Origin of the sequence: Pseudoalteromonas sp. K222D, assembly GCF_017653575.1 — a bacterium.
GTDB lineage: Bacteria > Pseudomonadota > Gammaproteobacteria > Enterobacterales > Alteromonadaceae > Pseudoalteromonas > Pseudoalteromonas nigrifaciens.
Window position 1 is genome coordinate 99,166 of sequence record NZ_JAGGDL010000005.1, and the last position, 22,099, is coordinate 121,264.

Below are 22,099 nucleotides of genomic sequence, written 5' to 3' on the forward strand. Positions count from 1 at the left end.
TTTGGAATTTTCATTTACCGAAGAGCAGAAAATGATCCGCGATACTGCGCAAGCCTTCTTAGCTGAAGTATCGTCATCGAATGCAATACGCAGCGCAATGGACACTGAGCAAGGCTTTGATCCACAAATATGGCAACGTATTTGCGAAGAAATGTACTGGCAGGCAATTCATATACCGGAAGAATATGGCGGCATGGGATTAGGCTATGTTGATTTGGTGGTTATGCTGGAGCAAATGGGGCGTTATTTATTATGCTCGCCGTTTTTTTCAACCGTGTGTTTAGCCAGTAATGCCTTAATAGTTGCCGGCACTGATGAGCAAAAGCAGCAATATTTAACGCAAATATGTGAAGGCAGTTTAACCGCTACACTTGCCTATACCAGTAAAAATGGCCAGTGGGACGCAACAGCAGTGCAAGGCATTGTAACTACACAAGGCGATGATTATGTACTTAATGGCACATATCGTTATGTACTAGATGGCCACACGGCGCAATTATTAATAGTTGCCGCGCGTAGTGAAGGCAGTGAGGGCGAGCAAGGAATAAGTTTATTTGCAATAGATGCAGATACTCCTGGGGTAAAGCGCACTTGGTTGCCAACAATGGATCAAACACGTAAACAGGCAGAAATAGTGTTTGATAATGTGCGAGTGAGCAGCAGCCAATTAATGGGCGAGACAAATAATGCTTGGCCACAGCTAAATAAAGTATTGCAACTAGCTGCTATAGCCATTGCAGCAGAACAAGTGGGTGGCTCGCAACAAGTATTAGATTTAACCGTAGAGTACACCAAAGAGCGAGTACAGTTTGGTAGGCCTATAGCGGGTTTTCAAGCAGTTAAACACCAAGCGGCAGATATGATGCTGCGTACCGAAGTAGCACGCTCAGCTGTTTATTACGCTGCGTGCGTAGCAGAGGAAGCGCTCAGTGGTGGTTTATTGGCCGATGAATTAGGCGAAGCAGCTAGCGTAGCTAAGTCGTATTGCTCAGAAGGCTATTTTAAAAATGCCGGTGATGCGCTGCAGCTTCATGGTGGAGTAGGGTTTACCTGGGAATATGACGTGCACTTATATTTTAAACGAGCCAAATCGTCTGAGTTATTTTTAGGTGATGCTGCTTATCATCGTGAACACGTCGCAACATTGTTATTAGATTAAACGGCTGCTAAAAAAGGTAAAACAAATGAAATTAAGTTTTAGTGATGAAGACGAAAAATTTCGCGCCGAAGTGGCACTTTGGCTCTTTGAGAATTTAGTGGGTGAATTTGAGCAGCTTAAATTTCGCGGTGGCCCAGGGGATGAACACATGTTTCCTCTGGAGCGTAAAAAGTGGGAACAAAAGCTCGCACAAGGGGGCTGGACCTGCATTGGTTGGCCTAAAGAATATGGTGGCCGAGGTTGCTCTATTGAACAGCAAGTTATTTTTAATGAAGAATATGCTCGCGCCGGTGCGCCGGGTCGTGTTGGTCATATTGGTGAAGGGCTGGCTGGGCCAACGTTAATTGCCTTTGGTAGCGAAGCACAAAAACAAAAATATCTGCCAGGCATTGCAGCAGGAACCGCTCTTTGGTGCCAAGGTTATTCTGAGCCTGGCGCAGGCTCTGACTTAGCTAATGTTAATACCAAGGCACATTTTGACGAAGCCAAAGGTAAGTGGATTATTAGCGGACAAAAAGTGTGGACATCGCTTGCGCATGAATCTGACTATATTTTTGTTATAGCGCGTACCAACCCAAATTCTAGCGCTCACAAAGGGCTGGGCTTTTTCTTAATGAAAATGGATCAGCCAGGCATTGAAGTGCGTGGCATAAGGCAACTTACCGGTACCTCTGAATTTAATGAGGTGTTTTTTGATCAAGCCGAATGTGATGCTGATGATATTGTAGGGCAACCAGGTGAAGGCTGGGCTATTGCCATGGGTTTACTTAATTTTGAGCGTGGCGTGTCGACCTTAGGTCAGCAAATGCAGTTTCAAAATGAGCTTAATCAAATAATTGATATAGCCAAAGCCAATGGTAAAAGCCAAAATCCAACTATTCGCCAACGCATTGCTGACGCTCATATAGGGCTTAAAATAATGCGCTACAACAGTATGCGTATGCTCTCAGATACAGGTGATGGCGGCTTACAAAAAGAAGCGCTGATCTATAAGTTATTTTGGGCAACATGGCATCGTGATTTAGGCGAACTGGCAATGGATGTACTTGGCCCCGAAGCCGAAATACTAGAGTCAGGCCCTTATACATTAACCCGTTTACAGGCTATGTATTTGTTTGTTCGCTCAGATACCATTTACGGCGGCACTAACGAAATACAACGTAACATTATTGCTGAGCGTGGCTTAGGTATGCCCAAAGAGCCAAAAATAACGGCATAAAATAACTATATTACTTAACCTGATGTAACGGGTAATAAATGGCTTAACCAGTGCATCAGGTTACTTATTTTATTGGTGATTACGACTGGGCTGGTGGGATTATTTTAGCAAAGGCTGTGAGTTTAAATTAACTAAAGAGTAAGAAGGGCTGTAAAACTAAGCCCGCTTAATGAGCGGGCTTAGTTTGAATACAGTGAGGACGTTAAAAGTTACTGCGAGGCATAGGCATTGGCGCGTCGGTTAACCCTCCATTTACACCAAAAATTTCACCAGTAATATAACCCGCCGCAGGCGAGGCTAAAAATAGCGCACAAGCCGCTACATCTTCAGGCTGACCTAAGCGATTCATAGGTGTACGTTTAACAATAGCCTGCTCCATTTCATCATTCATTACGCCTTTAAGTGCTTCGGTAAGAGTTGAGCCTACACTTATTGCATTAACGCGCACTTTAGGTGCAAAATCTTGCGCTAAATTAAGCGTCATAAAATTTAATGCCGCTTTGGCGATGCCGTAACTAATAAAACCGGGCTGAGCTAATTGCCCAGCTACCGATGAAATGTTAATGATACTGCCTTGGCCGCTGGTATTTACCATGTGCGGGGCACTAATACGTGACAAATCAAACGCGGTAGCGGTATTGAGCTTAAAGCAATTTTCTAACTCTGCTGCGCTGCTGCTAAGTGTTGGCTTAATTGCGCCTGAGCCACCTACGTTATTGACTAAAATATCGAGCCGGCCAAAATGTTCAATTGTTTTATCAACTAATGACTGTCGTTGTTGCTCATCAAGTACATCGCACGCGACTACTAAAGCGCGGCTGCCACGTTGGCGTATTTGCGCTGCTGTTTGTTCAATATCTTCGATGGTTCTGGCCGTGACTACAATATCGGCACCTGCATCTGCTAATGCCAGTGCAATGGCTGCACCTATGCCACGCCCTGAGCCGGTAACAATAGCGACTTGCCCATCGAGGCGAAATCTATCGAGTATAGACATTAATATCTCCTTACTTAAATTAGACTAACATGTTGCTGTGCAAATCAAGATTGCCTTACAGGCACACCTCAAATAAGCCTGCCGCACCCATGCCACCGCCAATACACATGCTCACCACAACATATTTAACACCGCGACGCTTGCCTTCAATAAGGGCATGGCCCACCATACGTGCGCCACTCATACCAAAGGGATGACCAATGGCGATAGCGCCGCCATTAACGTTAAGTTTATTGTTATCAATACCGAGGTAGTCGCGCGAATAAATAAGCTGACACGCAAACGCTTCGTTAATTTCCCATAAACCAATATCATCAATTGATAAACCATGTTGCTTTAATAGCTTAGGAATCGCGTACACAGGGCCAATACCCATTTCATCGGGCTCGCAACCTGCAACAGCCATACCACGAAACACCCCCATTGGCGCTAAGCCTTTTTGCGCCGCTAATTGTGAGTCCATTACCACACAAGCAGACGCGCCATCAGATAACTGACTGGCATTACCTGCTGTAATAAATTCACCTTGTGAAATAACGCGACCATCTTTCCAAACCGGCTCTAAGCTTTGTAGGCTCTCAAGAGTTGTAGAAGGGCGGTTACCTTCATCTTTAGCTAGCAATACATCCTCAAAGGTTACCTCTTTGGTTTCGCGGTTAAATACTGATTTAGTGGATGCCATTGGCACAATTTCATTATCAAACAGATTATTTTTTTGCGCCGCTGCAATACGCAGTTGAGACTGTAAGCTGTACTCATCTTGTGCTAACCGTGAAATGTTGTAGCGTTTTGCAACCACTTCTGCGGTTTCGATCATCTGCATATAGGCATGCTCTGAATGCGACAGTACTTTTTTAGAAATATTACGATAAGTATTTTTGTGTTTGTTTTGCACCATAGAAATAGATTCAACGCCACCGGCAACTACAATATCCATTGAACCAAGCATAATATTTTGCGCCGCAAAACCTATACTCATTAATCCAGACGAACACTGACGGTCAAGGGTCATACCTGGCACGCTATTAGGCAGGCCTGCAGCGGTCGCTGTTAAACGCCCCAAGTTATAACCTTGAGTACCTTGCTGCGCTGCACAACCAATGATCACATCATCAACTTCTGCACCATCAATACACGCGCGTTTAACGGCTTGCTCAACCGCATGACCTGATAATGCAGGCGCTTCTGTATCGTTAAAGGCACCACGAAAGGCTTTGCCCATAGGCGTTCTGGCGGTAGAAACTATAACTGCTTCGCGCATGATTATTCCTTTTTATTTTGAAGTGCTAAAGCACTTATAGGGTTAAATTCTAGCTAGGTAATAACGCTGGATTGCTGCAATAACCCGTGTGTATTGGTTAAATTGGTCAGAATAATTGCAATTATTACCACGGGTGAAAATAGAGTTTTCCATACCTACATTAACCCTTATCGCGTTATTGTGAACATCGACCATTTGAGGTAGGAAATAATTAATTAGTAAAATAATGGGAGTTAGTAATTGGTTTGTACTGCTTATTAATTCGCTTATTGGGCGAGTTTAGCTTTAATAGTGATGAGTAAAGCAAGACAATATTTGTCGCGGATTTTAGAAAGGGAAACAGTTACAAACGGAATTAATTTTAATGAATTTACGTTGTGGTTCCTGCAATTTATTGAAAGTAGTTAGGGTATATTGACCGTTCATGGTTGAACCTTTTTCACTCTAGGGGGCTTTAATCGCGGTGCGAGATTTGTAACCTAGTATGCTCGGTAACTGTTTTTTCCTTATTCTACTAGCTTAAAACCAAGTAAAAATAAGTAAAAACGAGCAAAGCTTCCGCCGCTCACCTATACCCATGTAGATAAAAATAGTTCATCCCCCTAGGCAAAACTACTCGATCAGCGTGTGTTTGGCATTTATACGTCGATATCACCTAGTTTGTGGGGAATAACGACATTACATAGGCTCTGTTTAACCTAAAAGCCAAGCAAATTGCTAAAAATTAAACCTTAGATGGTAAACAGGCTCTAATTAAAAAGAATTTTTTAAGTGGGAAAGTTGTTTTTTATTAATTAAACAGGCTAAAAAAACACATGAAATGAATGAAAAGTGAACGAGGTATTTAATTATGTTTAGCTAATAGAGTTTATAAAAGTTATTAGGATCAAATAAAGACAGTTTATTTTTTGTTTACCTAGTTTTACGTTGTTTATAAATTATAAACACATATTTTACACACCATTAAAATGGTTTTTAATTTATGGGTCGTTGAGGCTTGTGAATTGTTTAGTACGCATATTTATAAAAATTAAGTACTAATACTATTACATTTAATTGCAGGGTTGTTTGATAAGTAAGCAAATGAAAACTCACTAAACCGTTATTTTATCTTAAGATTAAATCGTCTTACCGAAGTTGCTCAAAGGAAATGGCAATAATGAAAAAATATCTAGGTTATTTATTATGTTGCTTTGCATGTAATGCATATAGCAACGATGAAGTAGCACTTACTTTAGTTGGGTACATTTCACCTAAATGTGAGTTCACGGCAGAAAATAAAAACTTAATTATTTCTTCAGATGGCTTCGCTAATACAGAGTTAGCAATTAATTGTAACTCACCTATGCGGGTATCTATGCTGTCAGAAAACGGTGGTTTGCGCCACCAGCAGGGTACTCACTTAAATGCTTATAACGTTAACTTGTCAATTGCAGATGCTAATCAAAGTATGTCTGTTTCGTCACAGACCCTAACAGTATCACAAACATTTAATATTGATAAAATTTTATTTAACAGCGTAGCAAAACTACAGTTAGAGCTAGTAGACCCTTTAATTTATGCAGGAAATTACCAGGATGTTATTCGCATAGAAATGACGCCATCTGCAGTCTCTGGTGGCGTGCGGTAAACCATTAATTATTAAACATAAACATATATCACATGGAAAAGGAATATAACAATGAAAAAGTTAATCGTATTATCAGCAATCGCAGCACTTACATCAGGTGCAGCACTAGCAGAAAACCTTAACGTTGGTGGTGCAGTAGCATCAATCTGTCAAGCATCAACGACTGGCGGCAGCGCGGTCTTATTTCCTGCATTATCAGTAGGAGCGTCTCAGACTGTCGGTGTTAGTATTAAATGTAATGATCCAGATGGGGCAATAGTTTCACTAACAACCTCTGAAGGGCATTTACAAAATGCAGATCAAGAAGACAAGGGTGTTGGTTATTGGGCTGAACTAAATGCTGCACCATATGCACTGACCTTAAAGGCAATGACAGGCGCTAATGATACAAGTGTAGTTCAAGATGAAAGTGGTAGCGCGGGTTTAGCAAACGGCCTAAGCGGTACTATTAAAATTACTATTAAGCAAGCTGCGCTATACTCAGGTACGTACGCAGACACGCTGAAGCTATCGATTATAGCTAATTAGTTATTATTAAGGCAGTTTTAGGCTGCCTTTTTTCATTTATTATGGAAGGAATCATATGCGCTATATAATTTTATTTACTTTAATTATCACTTTCACCTCATTTTCTACAGTTGCTTTTCAGGTGCAGCCTATGGTTGCAGAACTTGAATCTATGGGTAGTCAATCGCAGCAAACAATGCGCATACTCAATACTTCTAACGAGCCTTTAACTATTGAAGTGTCAGCACATGATTTGCTGATAACTGAAGAAGGGAATGAGGATCTGGTCAGTAATGAGGAAGACTTTTTAATTATACCCATGACAACTATTATCCCACCAGGAAAAAGCCAATCTGTAATTATTAGATATATTGGTGAACCTATTATAGAGGCTTCAAAAGCCTATCGAATTACAGTAAACCAAGTGGCTGTTGATGTAGCTGAGGGAACAACTTCTGGTTTTGGCATGTCAGTTAGTTTTAAAACATTATTTAATGTGGTGCCAAAAAACGCAGAAGCTAAATTAGTAATTAAAAGTAAAACACAAGAATCTAATGATATCTGGAAAGTATTATTAGAAAATACCGGCAATAAATATATTCGCTTAACGCAATCGCAGTGGGTAATTAAAGGAAATAATGAAAAGTTAGTGCTTGAAGGGGAAGATTTAAGTAAAGCATTAAGTGGGAAATTACTTTTACCTAACTCAAGTCGAGAAGTAACGATAAAAATACCAGCTCAATTCAATGCAGAGCAAAGTGAGTTAGAGGTGCTGTTCTAATGTGTAGGCTGCTGAATTATTATTTATTATTATTTGTAATGTTAGCTTTGCCCGCCTACGCTTTAGAAGTAACACCCATGGTAGTTACTTTTTCACCAAATGGCGTGTCAAATGGTGCATCTAGTTTAGTACACAATCAGTTACCACGTGATATTGCCTTTGATATACAGGTATACGAAATTCAATTTACACAAGATGAACCACAATTAGTACCGTTAGAAAATTCGCCATTGTGGGTGTTTCCGCCGTCGTTATTGCTACAAGCAGGGCAAAGTCAGCGTATTCAATTTAGATGGCTAGATAAAGTACTACCAACCACAGATAAAAGTTACCAAGTTAGCTTGATTGAGCAACCATTAAACGCTCACTTAGCAGACAAAGCATCGCAATTGACCATGCTGCTTAATGTGAACTTAATTGTGCATGTTGATCAACCGCAGTTAATAGCAGATTTAGCCGTTGGGCAGTCTCATATTGAGGGAACAGACATTATGGTAAATATAATAAATAAAGGCCTAGGTGCGAGTCGATTAAGTGATTATGAGATCAAGTTAACTGATGAAAGTTCTGGAGTATTAATAGAGCGCATTTTAAAGCAACAATTAAAAGCACAAGGCTATGATGTGTTTTTTGCACCTAATAGTAGCCACTATATAAAAATACCTAAACCAAAATCGATAAAAAAGGATAGTTTTAAAAGCTTACGCTTAGAATTAATGAGGTAATAAATATGCGTATATTTATTTGTTTATTATTAATTTTATTCACTCAAGTAAGCCTAGCAACAATAAACCCATCTAACCGAACGATTGAGCTAAGTGTTGAGGCTGAGCTTAATAAAACCTCTATAGGAAGAATAACGCTTGCTGTGGAGCCTGGTGATAATTTACTACTTAAGTGGAACGAAGTTGAAACAGTGTTCAATGAAAAACTCTATCCACAAGGTCTTACTACATTAAAAGCTAAAGTTGTTGATGGTATGCTTAGCAAGCAAGCGTTAGAGAAATTTGGCTTTGTGATTAACTTTGACTTAAGCGACTTTAGTTTAAAAATAAATGCGCCTCTTAACTTAACCCGCCCGCAAACATTAAGCTTAAAATCAAACGATAGAAGACTACAAGCGTCTGAAGTTGCAAACTTAAGTGGCTTTGTTAACCTTTATTCTAGCTATTTATACCAACAAAATAGTATTACAGATACAGAGGACAAACAATTAGCGGCACGCGCTGAAATGGTAATGAACTGGCGGGGATGGGTAGTAGAAAATGAACTTGAGTATTTATCAGATGTTGAGGCAACTTCACCTAATGTAAAGCGTTTAGGTACACGCTTAGTTCATGACTTGCCGTTAAAAGGAGCTCGCATATCAATAGGCGATAATTACAGCTCGGGTAGTTATTTTCAATCTACGTCACGTATTCTGGGCGTGTCGTTTGCTCATGATTTTTCATTGGTTTCCGATAGACAAATAAGGCCCAGTGCATCTAGAAGTTTTACCTTAGATAGTCCGTCCTCGGTTGAAGTGTTAGTCGACGATAGGATTGTACAGCGATTAAATTTAACAGCAGGCATATATTCATTAGATGATATTCCATTGAATGAGGGGAGTAATAATATCAGCTTGCGGATCACTGATATTGCAGGGGTAGTACGATACGTTAATTTTGATGTAACCACGGGCTTAGATTTATTTGCAGAGGGACAGCTAGAATATGAAGTCCATATTGGGGTGCCATCAGAATTAACAGATCAGTTAGATTATAATGATGATTATCCGTTAATCAGTACTTACCTCGATTATGGTATATCGCCAAGTTGGACTGTTGGCTTTGCAGCTCAAGCTGATGAAATTGTGCAACAGGTTGGATTTAAAAATATTTATGCAGCTAAATTAGGACAAGTCGCATTTGAGAACTCAGTTAGCTTTAGCGATAAAAGAGGTTATGCGTATAGACTTGTATACAGTAACTTTACCGATAATAGTGATAAACATCTGGATTATAGTTTTGGCTATGAGTACTCTACTAAAGACTTTCGAGCACTAGGTTATCGGCCTGAGCTGCAAGATAGTGCCCGCTTACTAGAGCATTTAATCCAAGCTAACTATAGTTTTTTTAATAGCCCTACTTTACGCACCTCTTTTTTTGCAAATGTATCAAGAGCGCATGACCAAGTTCAATTTGATAAATCTGCAGGTGTTAACTTTACAGGTGATGTAAGTAATGGCAATTGGCGCTATAGCTTAGGTGCTCAATGGGATGAAATAGCAGATAATGCAGAGTGGGGAATTAGGCTCTCTTTAACCTATAAGTTTAGTAATGATCGACGTTTAAAGTTATCTCACCAATCACGTAGAAACAAAACACGTTTAGAGTACACCCAAGATGCTAACCAACGCTATGTAGGAGCATTTAGTTTAAGAACAGGAATTGAACATAATGACCAAAATGAAGCATTATTTGACTTAAACACGCAATATAATGGCAACCGGTTCTTAGCAAGTTTAGATCATGCTAGCTTTTATGAGCAATTAAATGCAAGTTCAGCTTATCATCAAAGTCGGGTAAGCTTTGCATCCAGCGTAGCATTTGCAGGAGATGATTGGGCAATAGGTAAGCCTATATACGACAGCTTTGCTTTAATTAAACCCCACTCGAGCCTAAAAGATAAAAAAATAACCTTGGGCCAATATAAAGATCAATACAGAGCAAATAACGCAGATTTTGACACTATGTTATTAAACGATCTTAGCTCATACGATAGTACAGTTGTTTCTGTTGATATTGATGATTTAGCGCCTGGTTACGATTTAGGTTCTGGTTTAGTGGTATTTTTTCCATCTTATCGCAGTGGTCACAGTGTAATGATTGGTACTGCTGCAAATATATCGGTTATCGCCACTTTACTTGACCAACAACAGCAGCCATTAGCTTTACAAGTTGGCGTTGCTATTTGTTCTAGCGATAAAAGTAATAAAGAGCATAAGTTTTTTACTAATAAATCAGGTCGTTTTGCACTAACTGGGCTTATACCTTGTAGTTACGAAGTTAAATTAAATAATAGCGAAAAATCGCAATTTATTTTAGATGTAAAAGAAGGTGAGCAACTACAAAGAAAAGGAAATATTTATGTACACTAAAAAAATGGTTACTTTTATTAGCGGCTTTGCTTTATTGCTTTTACCTCATATTAGCTATGCACAGTGTAATGCAAGGTTAGATAATATTGCCCACCTATTTGATGACTTTGATCAGTACCATGCATTACAAAAAGTAGATGCAAAAAAGCAGCTGCGCATTAATGTAATAAATGACGAGCAGTGCCAGCTGCATATAATATTAACCAGTGAAAACCAAGCGCAGTTAAGAGGTGCTTTTCAAAGTATTGCTTATCAATTTCGCAGTGATACTCAGCAGTTAGTCAGCTCATCAATTAGTCGTTTACAACTTGTAGAGTCGGCGGCTGAAGTTGAACTTTTGATCCCATCGGGTACACCGGTAAAGGCAGGGTTATACACAGATAGATTGCAAATAAAACTTTATGATCAAAATAATCAGCTGCTCGATGAGCGTCAACTTGACATTGAAACAGATATTGCCCCAAGAACCAGCCTGTCGGTGCTTGGTTATAATACTTTTGCAAATACCATTAACTTAGGAGAGTTAATACCTCTGCAAGAATACGCTATGTTACCTAGCCTGCAAGTAGTGACTAATTCAGATGTTCGGCTGCGTGTTAGCTCTGATAATAAAGGTAAGTTAGTGCACAGTATGTATCAGCAACAATATGCGATAGATTATAATTTAGATTTGGCGGGTAATTGGTTAGGATTGAGTCAAGATACAAATAAAACGTTTTCATACGCTGGGCAAACTGTGTTTTTATTGCCACTTAAAATACAGTTAGCTGACTTTAAAGAGCAAGCCGCTGGTGAGTATACAGATACTATAAGGTTTCAAATTAGCCCACTTAACTATTAACTTTGTTTAAGTTTTTTTGACACCATGCAAGCGCTTGCTGCTTATTTTTAACGGCAATTTTTTGATACACTTTATGTAAATGAACTCGCACAGTTGCTTCGCTGATAAACAGGCTATCGGCAATAGCACTGGAGTGCATTCCTGAAAACAGTAAGTTTAAAACTTTAATTTCTTTACAGGTAAGGTTATTCGACTGCAGTGTTGTTTGTTGCTCGCTAGCCAGCATTTGCCTCATCCAACAATCAGTAACTGCGCGAGGAAACCAAAGTTCTCCCTTATTAATCGCTTCTAACCCTTGGTGAAAAAGAGCTTCGTCTGTATTAGCATAAAATAAGCCCTTTAAGTTAGGCCATTCTTTTAATGGAATAACATCACTGTCTTTAGGCACGTCAAAAATAACAAGCCCTTGGTGCTCATTTTTTAACATAAACTGATTAATTAGTTCATAGTTAGTGATAACGTTAAGTGCTTGATAATTTACCAGCAGTATATTGTATTGTGTCGCCACACAAAATAAAGAAGTATACCCGGAAGTATTTAAACACTTTATCTGTTTATTCGTTACATTTTCAATTGCCATAAATTTATTCCATATACTTAAGTATTAATACTATATTCCTAAGTTCAGTTAATATCAACGGTGGAATAATGTACAAATTGTTTGTTGTTTAACTTAAATCGCTTATTTAATTGTAGTATACGCAATAGGCTCTGTGGATTTATTTACCTCTTCATTTTAATAATTTAAGGTGAATAGCGTTTTACTGAATAACTTTTAGCGAGGAGTTGTGGCGCGGCAGGGTTTTTATTAATAAAATATTAGAAAATGATACATATCATCTTGTTTATATCATATAATTTACATCCAGAGGAAAGATGCTACAACGCATCTTTTTTTATGCCTACAATTTATATTTTATAAAAATATAACGCATAACAAAACCTATACCCTTTGGAGATTATTTTTGAAATTACGCAACCTCTCACCGTTAAGCTTAGCAATTATTGCTGCACTCACTACCTCAGTAAATGCAGAAGAAACCAAAACAACAGCAAAGCAAGACGCATTTGAAAAAATAGAAGTAACCGCTCGTAAACGTACAGAAAGCTTATTTGAGTCTCCAACCGCAATTACATCAATTGGTGCAAACCTCATTGATAAAGCCAATATGAGTAATTTAGAAGATATTGGTAAGTATGTACCTAATTTAAATATTACTCGTTATGGCGTAGGTAACTCTGCACATGCATCTGTGTTTATTCGCGGTATAGGCCTTCAAGATCATGTTATTACTACCGATCCTGGTGTTGGGGTTTACTTAGATGGTGTGTATTTAGGCCGTCAAATGGGGTCAAATTTATCGCTACCGAATGTTGAGCGTGTAGAAGTATTACGTGGCCCTCAAGGTACTTTATATGGCCGTAATACTTTAGGTGGCGCGGTTAATGTAATAACCAAGCAACCAGGTGATGAAGGCATTTTAACAACGACTGCAAAAGTGGGTAGCCGAGGTCGTGTAGCAGGCGATATTTACTTTAATAACGCATTAACTGATGATTTGAGTATGTCGGCAAGTACGTCATACAAGCAGCGTGATGGGGTGGGTACAGCAGTTAATTTAGCTAACCCAGAAAAGGAAATTGGTGAAGAGCAAGAGTTTAGTGGCCGTGTTGCATTTAAATACCAAGCAACTAGCGACCTTGCATTTACTTTTTCTTTAGATGGCGTTGATAACGAATCGGGCCAATCGCCTTATACAATTGAGCTTACCGCACCACTTGATCCAAATGATCAGAACAATGGCGATTTCCCATTATTAACACCAGATTTAATTCCGGCAAATCCAGATGATTTAGGCACAACCGTTGCGGGTATTGAATCAACTTCTTACTCAGGTTGGGGAACTTCATTTGCTGCTGATTGGGCAATTAACGACACTTATACAAGTAAGTTTATCTCAAGCTACCGTACCTCTGAGTATGAAGGTGGTTTAGATGATGATGCATCAGCGCTTAATTTATCTGAGTTTCCAGAGCAAGGTGGTGCTGATCAATACTCATTTGAAGTTCAGTTAAACGCAACGTTTGACAACATGGACTTTGTATCTGGCTTATACTTCTTTAATGAAGATGGCTTTACCCGTTCAGAAGACTTTGTATTTAGCCCATACAATACGCCTGACAGTTTTGGCTTCTTCGAAATAAATCAAGAAACCAACTCTTATGCTGCTTACTTTAATGCCGGCTACGATTTAACCGACGATTTAAGCATTGGTGGTGGCCTGCGCTACTCAAAAGATAAAAAAGAAGCGAATGCGATTTTTCCATCTTTTGCCGAACGTAAATATGTATCTGCAGACTTTGATGCTGTGACATGGGATATAAATGCTTCGTACCAGCTTAGTAATAATATGAATGTGTATGGTCAAGTTCAAAAAGGTTACCAAACAGGTGGCTTTCCACCGCGTCCATTTGGCGGGCCTGATCAGTTTTCATCATTTGATGAAACAAAAGCAATTAACTACGAAATTGGCTTAAAAGGCCAAGTACACGAAAATGTATCTATGATGTTGGCTGTATTTGTAACTGACTACACAGATTTAGCGCTGCCATTTTCAGACCCTACTTCGGGCGGTGGTTTTGTAACTATCGTTGAAAATGCTGGTCAATCAAAAGCGCAAGGTATTGAGCTTGAAACAACAGTAGCCATTACTGACGACTTTACTATTCGCAGTGCAGTGGGTTACTTAGATTCAGAAATTAGTGAAGTAGCAGCAGGCGTACAAGGAATTGGTAAAGGCGATTCGCCTGCATTAACACCACGCTGGACTGTGATGATTGCGCCTTCATATTTTATGGATTTAAATAACGGTGGCACTCTGGCTTTTAATGCAAACTACTCGTACCGCAGTGAAATGCAAGGTCAGTCAGTATTTAACTATAGCGAAACAATTGATTCTCGTGAGTTAGTTGGCTTTAATATTTCTTACACTAACCCGTACGGCGATATGGAAGTAACATTATATGGTGAAAACGTATTAAACGAAGTGTACGATGTAGGACGCCTACAACAAACTGGTTTTGTTGGCGTTATGCGCAGTAATGACCGCAGTGAATTTGGTTTAAAGTTCAAAAAAGACTTCGAGCTGTAAACTAATTTAGCTAACGCATTTAAACAAAAAAGGTAAGCCGCGGCTTACCTTTTTTAATATTAGTAGGGCAAAATTAATCTTTGTTTAGATCTTTACGTGCTTGCTCAATTTCTTCGGCAATTTCACGTGCTTTTTGTTTGGTTTTTTCGGTTAGCTCGCCTGCCGTTTCTTTACTTTTTATCCACGCATCAACAGCAACTTCTTTGCCGTCATCGTACATATCTAAACCCATTGCTTTACTTTGCTGTAATAACTGATTTAGCGACTCGTCATGTTTAATTTCGTGAGTGGTTTCTTTTACTTTAGTCCACGCTTTATCTAGCTCTTGCTGCACTTGAGCACCGGTGTCTTTAGCGTCTTCTTTTATCTCTTTGGCATCTTCACACGCGGTTAATGTAAGTAAAGTGCCTAATAATGCTAAACCTGCTAATTTATTCATGTGTAATTTTTCCATCGATATAAAATAATATTTAACACTATTATAAGTAACGAAAATGAACATACCCGTAACAAAACGATTAAATTTTAAATTAATGGATAAAAGTGATTGCCCTAAGCTGTTTAAATTGGCTCAATACTTGGTGTAACTACGGTTTATTGAGCCCCGAGCATTAAGCTCGGGGGTTATTCGAATTAGCCTATTGCGGGTATTAATCCGGCCATTTGTAAGCCTTGGGCACTAATAATAGTTAAACCGCATAATGCTGCAATGGCTAAGCCAATATTACCGCTGCGTACTTTATAACCTGTGTTCTGTGTACTTTTACGTTGCTTATAAACCATAGCTACAGGTAAAAAAACGGCCAAAATAACCAAGGCAATCGCTGCGTAGCCAAGCGCCATAATAAACCCTTGCGGATAAAATATGGCAAAACCAAGAGGAGGTATAAAGGTAATTAATGCCGTTTTAATTCGATCCGCTTTTGTATCTGCTTTTTTGAAAGTGTCGGCAAAAAAGTCAAACAAGCCTAAACTTACACCCAAAAATGAAGTGGCCAATGCAAGATCAGCAAATAACTTAACGGCAGTGGCAACGTTTGGGTTGTGCGCAATGCTCGCCATGCTTTGTACAAAGCCACTTAAACCTTGGCTATTGAGCAAATCATTTTGATTCATAATACCCTGGCTTAATATTTGCCAAAAAATATAAATACCTAACGGTAGCGTTGCACCCGCTATCATTACTTTACGCAGTGTTTTTATTTCTAATCCTACGTATTTAACAATTGAAGGAATAGAGCCATGAAAGCCAAATGAGGTAAATACCACCGGAATAGCCGAGAGTATTAAGCCTTGCTCTACTGGCATTTCAAGTAAATGTTGGCCATGTACATAAGGCGTTAACATATAAAACAGGCTGGCAAGTACCACAATTTTTATTGAAAACAGCACTCTATTAAATTTATCGACCTTACTGGTACCCAGAGTTACGACACCAGCAATTAAAACCGCCAGTAAAACAGAGGCCAGTTGCGGTGCAATACTCACGTTAAACCCCGTGTTTATGCGATCTTGAAGTTGTGCGCCACCACCAGCAATATAAGCTGCACACAAAGCGTAAAATAAAAATATCACCGAAAAGTTAGCTACATATTGCCCGCGTTTGCCAAGCCAAAGTTTAGCTAAGGTATTTAGCGTCGCATCGCGAGGAGCATATTGATGGAGCTCAAGCATTAGCAGTGCAGTGTAGGTCATTAATAACCAACAACCGACAATTAATGTCAGCGCAGTACTAAACCCTAGTCCGGCTGATGCAATTGGTAAGGCCAGCATACCTGCACCTATGGTAGTACCTGCAACAATTAACATGCTACCTATTGTTTTATTTTTAAGCACTTAATGATCCTGATCAATCTTGAGAGGTACGCAAGATATAACTAGTTAACCAAAACTTAAATAGTTTTGTTATAAAAGAAATAAAATAAAGTGTAATTATCTATTTACAACTGTAATTTAAATGCATCTTTTATTAATATTAACTATTAAAAAAGTGCTTTAAGCGTATAGTTTATTTGAAGTTTTTTGAGTTTTATTGTTAATGGCTAAGGAGCGGCATGTGCCAATTAAAGTATCGTACTTTATAATGATTCTTATATGGTCAACCACACCATTAGGTATAGTGTGGAGCAGCGATACAGTATCGCCAACATTAGCGGTTTTATTACGTATGTTGGTAGGGCTTACTTTAGGTGCTGTAATTATAGCTATTACGCGTATTAGGGTGCCGTGGAATAAAAATGCCTGCTTACTTTATTTTTACTCTAGCATAGGTATTTTTGGTGGCATGTTACTTAGTTATATGGCGGCTAAAACAGTGCCCTCAGGCATTATTTCATTAATGTTTGGCTTAGCGCCTATTTTATCGGGCTTACTTGCCCAGCAACTCCTTAACGAGCCTAAGTTTAGTGCAATTAAGCTAATCGCACTTGCATGTGCCCTAATCGGATTATATTTTGTCAGCTATAACCAAATTAAGCACTCGCAAACTCAGGGGCTTGGTTTGTTATATGTGTTTATAGCGGTGTGTTTTTTTAGTTTAAGTGGAGTGATGATCAAGCGGGTTAAAATTGCTATTCATCCTATGGCAACTACATTTGGTGCTCTGGTGTTTGTAACACCTTTATTTTTTATTGCTTGGTTGCTGCTAGACGGTGAATTAAATATACAAAATTGGAGTGCTAAATCAATATGGGCTATTGGTTATTTAGGAGTATTTGGCTCATTGTTAGGAGCGCTGGCGTATTTTCATGTATTACAAAACTTAAATGCCAGTACTGTTGCACTTACCACGCTTATTACCCCAAGTTTTGCATTAGGGCTTGGCGCATGGCTTAATAATGAACCGCTTAGCAAGGAGCTTATTAGTGGTGCGGTTATTATTTTACTAAGCTTAGGTGTGTTTCAGTTTGGCGAGCAAATAGTTAATCGAAATAAGCAAAAAATATGATGTTAAAGCATCATATTTTCGCTATTTGAATTACTAATCTACGGTTTTTGTTGCGCCCTAAAATAGTATCGTTAGTGTCTACAAAACGTTTTTCACCTAACCCATCGGTATGCACTTTAGTTTCATCAACACCTAAACTAATCATATAATCTTTAATTGCTTTAGCGCGTGTTTTAGAAAGGTCTAGGTTATTCCATCGACCGCCATAGCTATCGGTATAAGACGCTATATTAATTGACTCAATACTTGGATCATTTTTTAAGTATTCAGCAATTTTATCTAAACGTTGCTGCGAAGATTTAGTTAATTTACTGCTGTTAGACTGATAGTTCATTACCGTAAACGAAATATCTTCAAAGCTATATGGCAGTAATTCATCGCGGCATTGTAAAAAGGCCCAATAGGCTTGTTTAAAATTAACCCCCGACATGCCTACGGCAATTTTATCGGCACTATTTTGCCAGTCTTGATAATAAAAAGTAGGCTGATTACCTTTTTCAAGTTCGGTGAGCATTTCCCATGCGGTTTTATTACCCAGTTCGCCGTCAAACTTTTTAAGTAACTTCATGTCAGCTATATCGCGAACTGGCGTACCGGCTCGCCATGCTGGTGGCACTGCTTTTAAGCCCGCAATAGCGTAATTATCAGGGCGAACAACCATATCTAAATTAAAAGTAAGGTCTTTGTTTTTACTTGCATTAACATTAAATATGGCTTCGCCATAATATGGAACTTCATGATTCAACTGGCATTGTAAACGAGTGGTTTTAACTACTTGCCAATTAGAGTTGTCTTGATCGGCAATGTATTGGCGCATAGCACCATAGCTGCTATAACTGCAAAGTGCGCTGGTAATACCAAGGCTAATAAATAACAACTTAAACTTCATCGGGAATTCTCCAGTAAATCAGTATTGCCAATAATTTGGCAAAATACCGTGTAATAGCACTTAATAGTAAACAATACTGAGTAAGCTCTAACTGTAAAGCAAATTGCATGCCTATAGTTTTAGCTGTAATTAATCAATAAATCCCCTAGCCGAAAGGCCCTCAATTTTGACATAATAGATGGCTTACACCTACAAACCAAGAAGACTATGGCAAATACTGAGCAAACACTTTTCGCAAAACGCTTTCGTGGCTTTTTTCCAGTGGTAATTGATGTTGAAACTGGCGGGTTTAATAAAGATACCGACGCTTTATTAGAAATTGCAGTATCTGTTTTAAAAATGGATGACGAAGGATTGCTTAGCATAGATCACACGGTGCACTTTCATGTAGAACCGTTTGCAGACGCTAACATTGAACAAGCAGCTATTGAGTTCAATGGTATTGATCCATTTTCAGCACTGCGCGGTGCCGTGCCTGAAGAGCATGCAATTAAAGAAATTTGCAAAGTTGTGCGCAAAGCGCAAAAAGCAGCAGGCTGCCAACGTTCAGTTGTGGTTGCGCATAATGCAGCATTCGATCATGGTTTTTTAAATGCAGCAATAGAGCGCAATAATATAAAGCGCACGCCGTTCCATCCATTTGTAAGTTTTGATACTACATCGTTAGCAGGGCTTGCTTTAGGGCAAACTGTACTTGCCAAAGCATGTAGAGCAGCGGGTATTGAATTTGATAATAGCCAAGCACACTCAGCACTTTACGATACAGAGCGTACCGCTGAGCTTTATTGTTTAATAGTGAATCGCTGGCAACAACTAGGCGGTTGGCCACTAGCGGCATTAGAAAACACCGATACTGAGTTACAAGTAGATGATAGTGATAGCGATGATGCTAAAACGTCTGAGTAATTTTACCTTCGCTTAGTTTGACTAAATGGGGCGGATAAATACGCGAAAACTGCTTAGTGTCTTTTGCTATTTTAAGCTCCACACCCGGATGCATTAAATCGTTAACTTTTAAGTGGCTGGTGGCCAATAGTTGCATTATTTTATGCTTAATAAGCTGTTTTTGACGTTGTAACTGGGCAGTACGTGTTTGTATATGCTGCTCGTTAAGTTTTATTTTATCTAAATATAGTTGACGTTGTGCCGGCGCTGGGATTTTGTTGGCCTTAATTCGCGCATTTTTTAGCACAGCAGATTTATCAGCAAGCAGCTTTTCAAAGTCAAAAATTTCAGTTTGCTTTTCTCTCAGTTCAAACCAATGTTGTGCTAAAAACACCTTGGTTTTAGTTCCTGCGGGCGCACCCAGCTCACCAGTTTCAAGACGCAGTGCATCTAATATATTACCGCCAATTATTTTACCGCGCGGATTGTTCGCTTTTCCTACTCTAATTAATCGCTTAGCGCGTAAATCACAATGTAAAGCCTGGCGTTCAATAAAGAGATCTTGCGCTGTTTCTATGTGGCAATACTGCGCATATCCAACGCAAATAGTCCGCTGAGCAATTATGTGGCAACTAAATGCTTCATCAACTTCGCGCTTTCGGCCAATGGCACCTAGCATAATGGTTACTGCACCTTTACTGTGTATTGTTCCTGATTCTACAAAGCCTAAAACAGTAATGTCGCCATTCGCTTTAACATGCATACCATCTTTAATATCACCACTAATAATTACGCTACCGGTAAAGTTAATATGGCCGGTGCTTACATCTACGTTATCAAAACATAACACGTCATCCACACGCATTCCACGGGGGAGGGCAACTGGTACGCCTTTGCAATCAGCTATTAATATATTTGGGTTATTAGGATCTATTTTGGTTCCCTCAAAGGGCTGCAATTGATGCTCTTTTCCGGGCTTTGCTAAAATAATATCGCCAAATACAGTATAACCATCTTCACCTAAAGTAGCCGCAACTCGCTGCATAAGTGGCGTGCCTGGTTTTACCGTAATAATTGCCCCTAAATTTTTCATATCAACTTTACCGCCTTCCTTAGCTTGCGGGCTAAGTACGCGATCTTGTGCGGTTGAACACAAACGTACAAATTTGGCGTCAAGGCCTTTTTTAGGGTTACGGCCATGCGCAATAATTGCAGAATATTCGCTTCCTGCTGGGTGCTCAAATTGCTGTCCTAAAAAGTTATCTAATGCTTGTGGGCTTATGCCCTTACTAATACCAGCATCAAAAAGTGCTTTTTGTGCGTCTTGCATTGATAGCAATACACCACCTTTTGCCGTTTTAATCGTTGCTTCGGCTACCATATTTTTGTCATCAATATTAATAGTAATAGCGGCATTAATTGCGTGTGCAACAATTAACGATTCGCTTTGGTAATTTTTACTTTGCGTAAATAACTTACTAATATTGACAGCTATAATCTCAAAGTCACAATACTGAGATTGCTCTATCAATGTTATTAACTGTGTTGTTGTTGCTATAAAACCACTGTCTATAGGATGCTTTAATAAAGACAAGTACCCTGTTTGTTGATTAAATGAGAAAACCGACATTTATAAATTCCCTACGTAATATGCCTGTTATTATTTTATTTTTTATATAAAGATCAAAATTTGTTATTAAATAAATTTTAATCTCGTATTTGAGCACAAAGCAGAGAGAGTGTTAAGTAAATGTTATTGCCTACTCGGGTTGTTTGCATAGCTTTGCCTGTTTAATGCACAATAGTGCTTAGTAAATAAAATAAAGCGTCGAAGGCCCTTGAGTATCAGCATGTTACTCGGTTATACTAGCCGTACGCTCTGAATGAGTTACTAATTCAGGGGCTGATTAGGATTCGACGGAATTCAAGAAGCCCAAGGTGCATGTCGAGGTGCGGTTTGCCTCGTTAAACAGCCGCAACCTAAAGTAATCGCAAACGACGATAACTACTCTCTAGCGGCTTAGGCCAGCTAGCGCTCCTTCTATGTATTCTTGTGGACTAGATTTTGGAGTGTCACCCTAACACCTGATCGCGATGGAAACCCTGGCCGGGGTTGAAGCGTTAAAACTAAGCGGCCTCGCCTTTATTTACCGTGTTTGTCCGGGACTTAAAGGTTAATTAAATGACAATACTAAGCATGTAGTACCGACGGTCGAGGCTTTTCGGACGGGGGTTCAAATCCCCCCAGCTCCACCAATATCGGTTTTTAGATTCGTTTGTCTAAAAACCCTAAAAAACCCGCAAGCTTGAGAAATCAAGCTTGCGGGTTTTTTTATGGCTAAAGGTTAATTAAGATCACAGACCCATTAAGCTATTCGCCAAAGTACCCACCAAGCCGGTAGCGCTCTTTATTGAGTGTTGATGCAGTAACCGAAGCTAAGCTTTTAAAAAATGAAGGTTTAAATGAGGGGAGTAACTGAGAGTTTAAAACTGTCTGATGTAGATAAATTAATAATCAACCTTATTAGCAACGATCCTCATATTACAAACGCACAGTTAGTTGTCGCTAGCGAAACGTCGTTGAGCACCATCTAAAGGCGAATAAAGGTTTTGAAAGAAGCAGAAGTAATAGTAAGAATTGGCTTTAAAAAACCGGCAATTGTCAGATTAAATAAGTTATTAAATTGAAAGA

The 22,099-nt window shown here is 39.2% G+C and carries 18 protein-coding genes and 1 other RNA gene; 12 read left to right on the forward strand and 7 right to left on the reverse strand.

Annotated elements, in window-relative coordinates; genetic code table 11:
• Position 1 precedes the first annotated feature (1 nt).
• Together J5X91_RS04645 and J5X91_RS04650 are read left to right on the forward strand one after the other, a co-directional pair.
• Positions 2–1,159 (forward strand): acyl-CoA dehydrogenase family protein, encoded by a 1,158-nt coding sequence (locus tag J5X91_RS04645; protein ID WP_208834153.1) that lies wholly within the window; start codon positions 2–4, stop codon positions 1,157–1,159.
• A gap of 25 nt (positions 1,160–1,184) precedes the next feature.
• On the forward strand, positions 1,185–2,378 hold the full coding sequence (locus J5X91_RS04650) for an acyl-CoA dehydrogenase family protein (RefSeq protein WP_011328787.1): 1,194 nt from the start codon (positions 1,185–1,187) through the stop codon (positions 2,376–2,378).
• 202 nt (positions 2,379–2,580) lie between these two features.
• Here J5X91_RS04650 and J5X91_RS04655 read toward each other — a convergent pair whose 3' ends face one another.
• Positions 2,581–3,375 carry an SDR family oxidoreductase gene (locus J5X91_RS04655; RefSeq protein ID WP_058373835.1) on the reverse strand — a complete coding sequence of 265 codons (795 nt, stop codon included), beginning with the start codon at positions 3,373–3,375 and terminating at the stop codon, positions 2,581–2,583.
• Between the two features lie 55 nt (positions 3,376–3,430).
• Positions 3,431–4,636 carry an acetyl-CoA C-acyltransferase gene (locus tag J5X91_RS04660; protein ID WP_208834154.1) on the reverse strand — a complete coding sequence of 402 codons (1,206 nt, stop codon included), beginning with the start codon at positions 4,634–4,636 and terminating at the stop codon, positions 3,431–3,433.
• A gap of 1,159 nt (positions 4,637–5,795) precedes the next feature.
• On the opposite strand from J5X91_RS04660, the gene J5X91_RS04665 reads away from it, so the two are divergent.
• Genes J5X91_RS04665 through J5X91_RS04690 form a run of 6 tightly spaced genes read left to right on the forward strand, consistent with a single transcriptional unit; the run spans position 5,796 to position 11,534 of the window.
• Positions 5,796–6,266 carry a hypothetical protein gene (locus tag J5X91_RS04665; RefSeq protein ID WP_208834155.1) on the forward strand — a complete coding sequence of 157 codons (471 nt, stop codon included), beginning with the start codon at positions 5,796–5,798 and terminating at the stop codon, positions 6,264–6,266.
• Between the two features lie 51 nt (positions 6,267–6,317).
• A complete protein-coding gene (locus J5X91_RS04670) occupies positions 6,318–6,794 on the forward strand; it encodes a hypothetical protein (protein ID WP_182684179.1) in 477 nt (158 codons plus the stop codon).
• 55 nt (positions 6,795–6,849) lie between these two features.
• Positions 6,850–7,554 (forward strand): molecular chaperone, encoded by a 705-nt coding sequence (locus J5X91_RS04675; protein WP_182684178.1) that lies wholly within the window; start codon positions 6,850–6,852, stop codon positions 7,552–7,554.
• The gene (locus J5X91_RS04680) at positions 7,554–8,279 is read left to right on the forward strand and encodes a hypothetical protein (protein WP_244363748.1); all 726 of its coding nucleotides are present in this window, start codon (positions 7,554–7,556) and stop codon (positions 8,277–8,279) included. Before J5X91_RS04675 ends, J5X91_RS04680 begins: the two co-directional genes overlap by 1 nt.
• Positions 8,280–8,284: 5 nt before the next feature.
• On the forward strand, positions 8,285–10,693 hold the full coding sequence (locus J5X91_RS04685; RefSeq protein ID WP_208834156.1) for a fimbria/pilus outer membrane usher protein: 2,409 nt from the start codon (positions 8,285–8,287) through the stop codon (positions 10,691–10,693).
• A complete protein-coding gene (locus tag J5X91_RS04690) occupies positions 10,683–11,534 on the forward strand; it encodes a hypothetical protein (protein ID WP_208834157.1) in 852 nt (283 codons plus the stop codon). Before J5X91_RS04685 ends, J5X91_RS04690 begins: the two co-directional genes overlap by 11 nt.
• On the opposite strand, the gene J5X91_RS04695 is transcribed toward J5X91_RS04690, so the two are convergent.
• Positions 11,524–12,114, reverse strand: a complete 591-nt coding sequence (locus J5X91_RS04695; RefSeq protein ID WP_182684175.1) for a LuxR C-terminal-related transcriptional regulator — start codon at positions 12,112–12,114, stop codon at positions 11,524–11,526. The two genes, J5X91_RS04690 and J5X91_RS04695, sit on opposite strands and share 11 nt — an antisense overlap.
• A 385-nt stretch (positions 12,115–12,499) precedes the next feature.
• Here J5X91_RS04695 and J5X91_RS04700 point away from each other — a divergent pair, with 385 nt between their 5' ends.
• The gene (locus tag J5X91_RS04700) at positions 12,500–14,686 is read left to right on the forward strand and encodes a TonB-dependent receptor (protein ID WP_208834158.1); all 2,187 of its coding nucleotides are present in this window, start codon (positions 12,500–12,502) and stop codon (positions 14,684–14,686) included.
• 73 nt (positions 14,687–14,759) lie between these two features.
• On the opposite strand, the gene J5X91_RS04705 is transcribed toward J5X91_RS04700, so the two are convergent.
• Positions 14,760–15,125 carry a hypothetical protein gene (locus J5X91_RS04705; protein WP_041454510.1) on the reverse strand — a complete coding sequence of 122 codons (366 nt, stop codon included), beginning with the start codon at positions 15,123–15,125 and terminating at the stop codon, positions 14,760–14,762.
• Positions 15,126–15,319: 194 nt separating this feature from the next.
• Positions 15,320–16,522, reverse strand: coding sequence for an aromatic amino acid transport family protein (locus tag J5X91_RS04710; protein ID WP_182684173.1), 1,203 nt, complete (start codon positions 16,520–16,522; stop codon positions 15,320–15,322).
• 220 nt (positions 16,523–16,742) lie between these two features.
• On the opposite strand from J5X91_RS04710, the gene J5X91_RS04715 reads away from it, so the two are divergent.
• Complete coding sequence (locus J5X91_RS04715; RefSeq protein ID WP_041454509.1) at positions 16,743–17,633, forward strand: DMT family transporter; 891 nt, start codon at positions 16,743–16,745, stop codon at positions 17,631–17,633.
• A 10-nt stretch (positions 17,634–17,643) separates the two neighbouring features.
• Here the strand turns inward: J5X91_RS04715 and J5X91_RS04720 are convergent, their stop codons facing one another.
• A complete protein-coding gene (locus J5X91_RS04720) occupies positions 17,644–18,522 on the reverse strand; it encodes an OmpA family protein (protein ID WP_086998494.1) in 879 nt (292 codons plus the stop codon).
• 207 nt (positions 18,523–18,729) lie between these two features.
• Between J5X91_RS04720 and rnt the strand changes: the two genes are divergently transcribed.
• Complete coding sequence (rnt, locus tag J5X91_RS04725; RefSeq protein WP_182684171.1) at positions 18,730–19,428, forward strand: ribonuclease T; 699 nt, start codon at positions 18,730–18,732, stop codon at positions 19,426–19,428.
• Here the strand turns inward: rnt and J5X91_RS04730 are convergent.
• Positions 19,412–21,037, reverse strand: a complete 1,626-nt coding sequence (locus J5X91_RS04730; RefSeq protein WP_197108192.1) for a FapA family protein — start codon at positions 21,035–21,037, stop codon at positions 19,412–19,414. The genes rnt and J5X91_RS04730 overlap by 17 nt on opposite strands.
• Positions 21,038–21,306: 269 nt before the next feature.
• On the opposite strand from J5X91_RS04730, the gene ssrA reads away from it, so the two are divergent.
• Positions 21,307–21,663, forward strand: a transfer-messenger RNA (tmRNA) gene (ssrA, locus tag J5X91_RS04735).
• The last annotated feature ends 436 nt before the right edge of the window (positions 21,664–22,099 follow it).

What these genes read in the sequence shown, in the direction of transcription:
- J5X91_RS04650 (WP_011328787.1), top strand. Translation starts at nt 1,185, where the DNA reads ATGAAATTAAGTTTTAGTGATGAAGACGAAAAATTTCGCGCCGAAGTG.
- J5X91_RS04655 (WP_058373835.1), bottom strand. Translation starts at nt 3,375, where the DNA reads ATGTCTATACTCGATAGATTTCGCCTCGATGGGCAAGTCGCTATTGTT.
- J5X91_RS04660 (WP_208834154.1), bottom strand. Translation starts at nt 4,636, where the DNA reads ATGCGCGAAGCAGTTATAGTTTCTACCGCCAGAACGCCTATGGGCAAA.
- J5X91_RS04665 (WP_208834155.1), top strand. Translation starts at nt 5,796, where the DNA reads ATGAAAAAATATCTAGGTTATTTATTATGTTGCTTTGCATGTAATGCA.
- J5X91_RS04670 (WP_182684179.1), top strand. Translation starts at nt 6,318, where the DNA reads ATGAAAAAGTTAATCGTATTATCAGCAATCGCAGCACTTACATCAGGT.
- J5X91_RS04675 (WP_182684178.1), top strand. Translation starts at nt 6,850, where the DNA reads ATGCGCTATATAATTTTATTTACTTTAATTATCACTTTCACCTCATTT.
- J5X91_RS04680 (WP_244363748.1), top strand. Translation starts at nt 7,554, where the DNA reads ATGTGTAGGCTGCTGAATTATTATTTATTATTATTTGTAATGTTAGCT.
- J5X91_RS04685 (WP_208834156.1), top strand. Translation starts at nt 8,285, where the DNA reads ATGCGTATATTTATTTGTTTATTATTAATTTTATTCACTCAAGTAAGC.
- J5X91_RS04690 (WP_208834157.1), top strand. Translation starts at nt 10,683, where the DNA reads ATGTACACTAAAAAAATGGTTACTTTTATTAGCGGCTTTGCTTTATTG.
- J5X91_RS04695 (WP_182684175.1), bottom strand. Translation starts at nt 12,114, where the DNA reads ATGGCAATTGAAAATGTAACGAATAAACAGATAAAGTGTTTAAATACT.
- J5X91_RS04705 (WP_041454510.1), bottom strand. Translation starts at nt 15,125, where the DNA reads ATGAATAAATTAGCAGGTTTAGCATTATTAGGCACTTTACTTACATTA.
- J5X91_RS04720 (WP_086998494.1), bottom strand. Translation starts at nt 18,522, where the DNA reads ATGAAGTTTAAGTTGTTATTTATTAGCCTTGGTATTACCAGCGCACTT.
- rnt (WP_182684171.1), top strand. Translation starts at nt 18,730, where the DNA reads ATGGCAAATACTGAGCAAACACTTTTCGCAAAACGCTTTCGTGGCTTT.
- J5X91_RS04730 (WP_197108192.1), bottom strand. Translation starts at nt 21,037, where the DNA reads ATGTCGGTTTTCTCATTTAATCAACAAACAGGGTACTTGTCTTTATTA.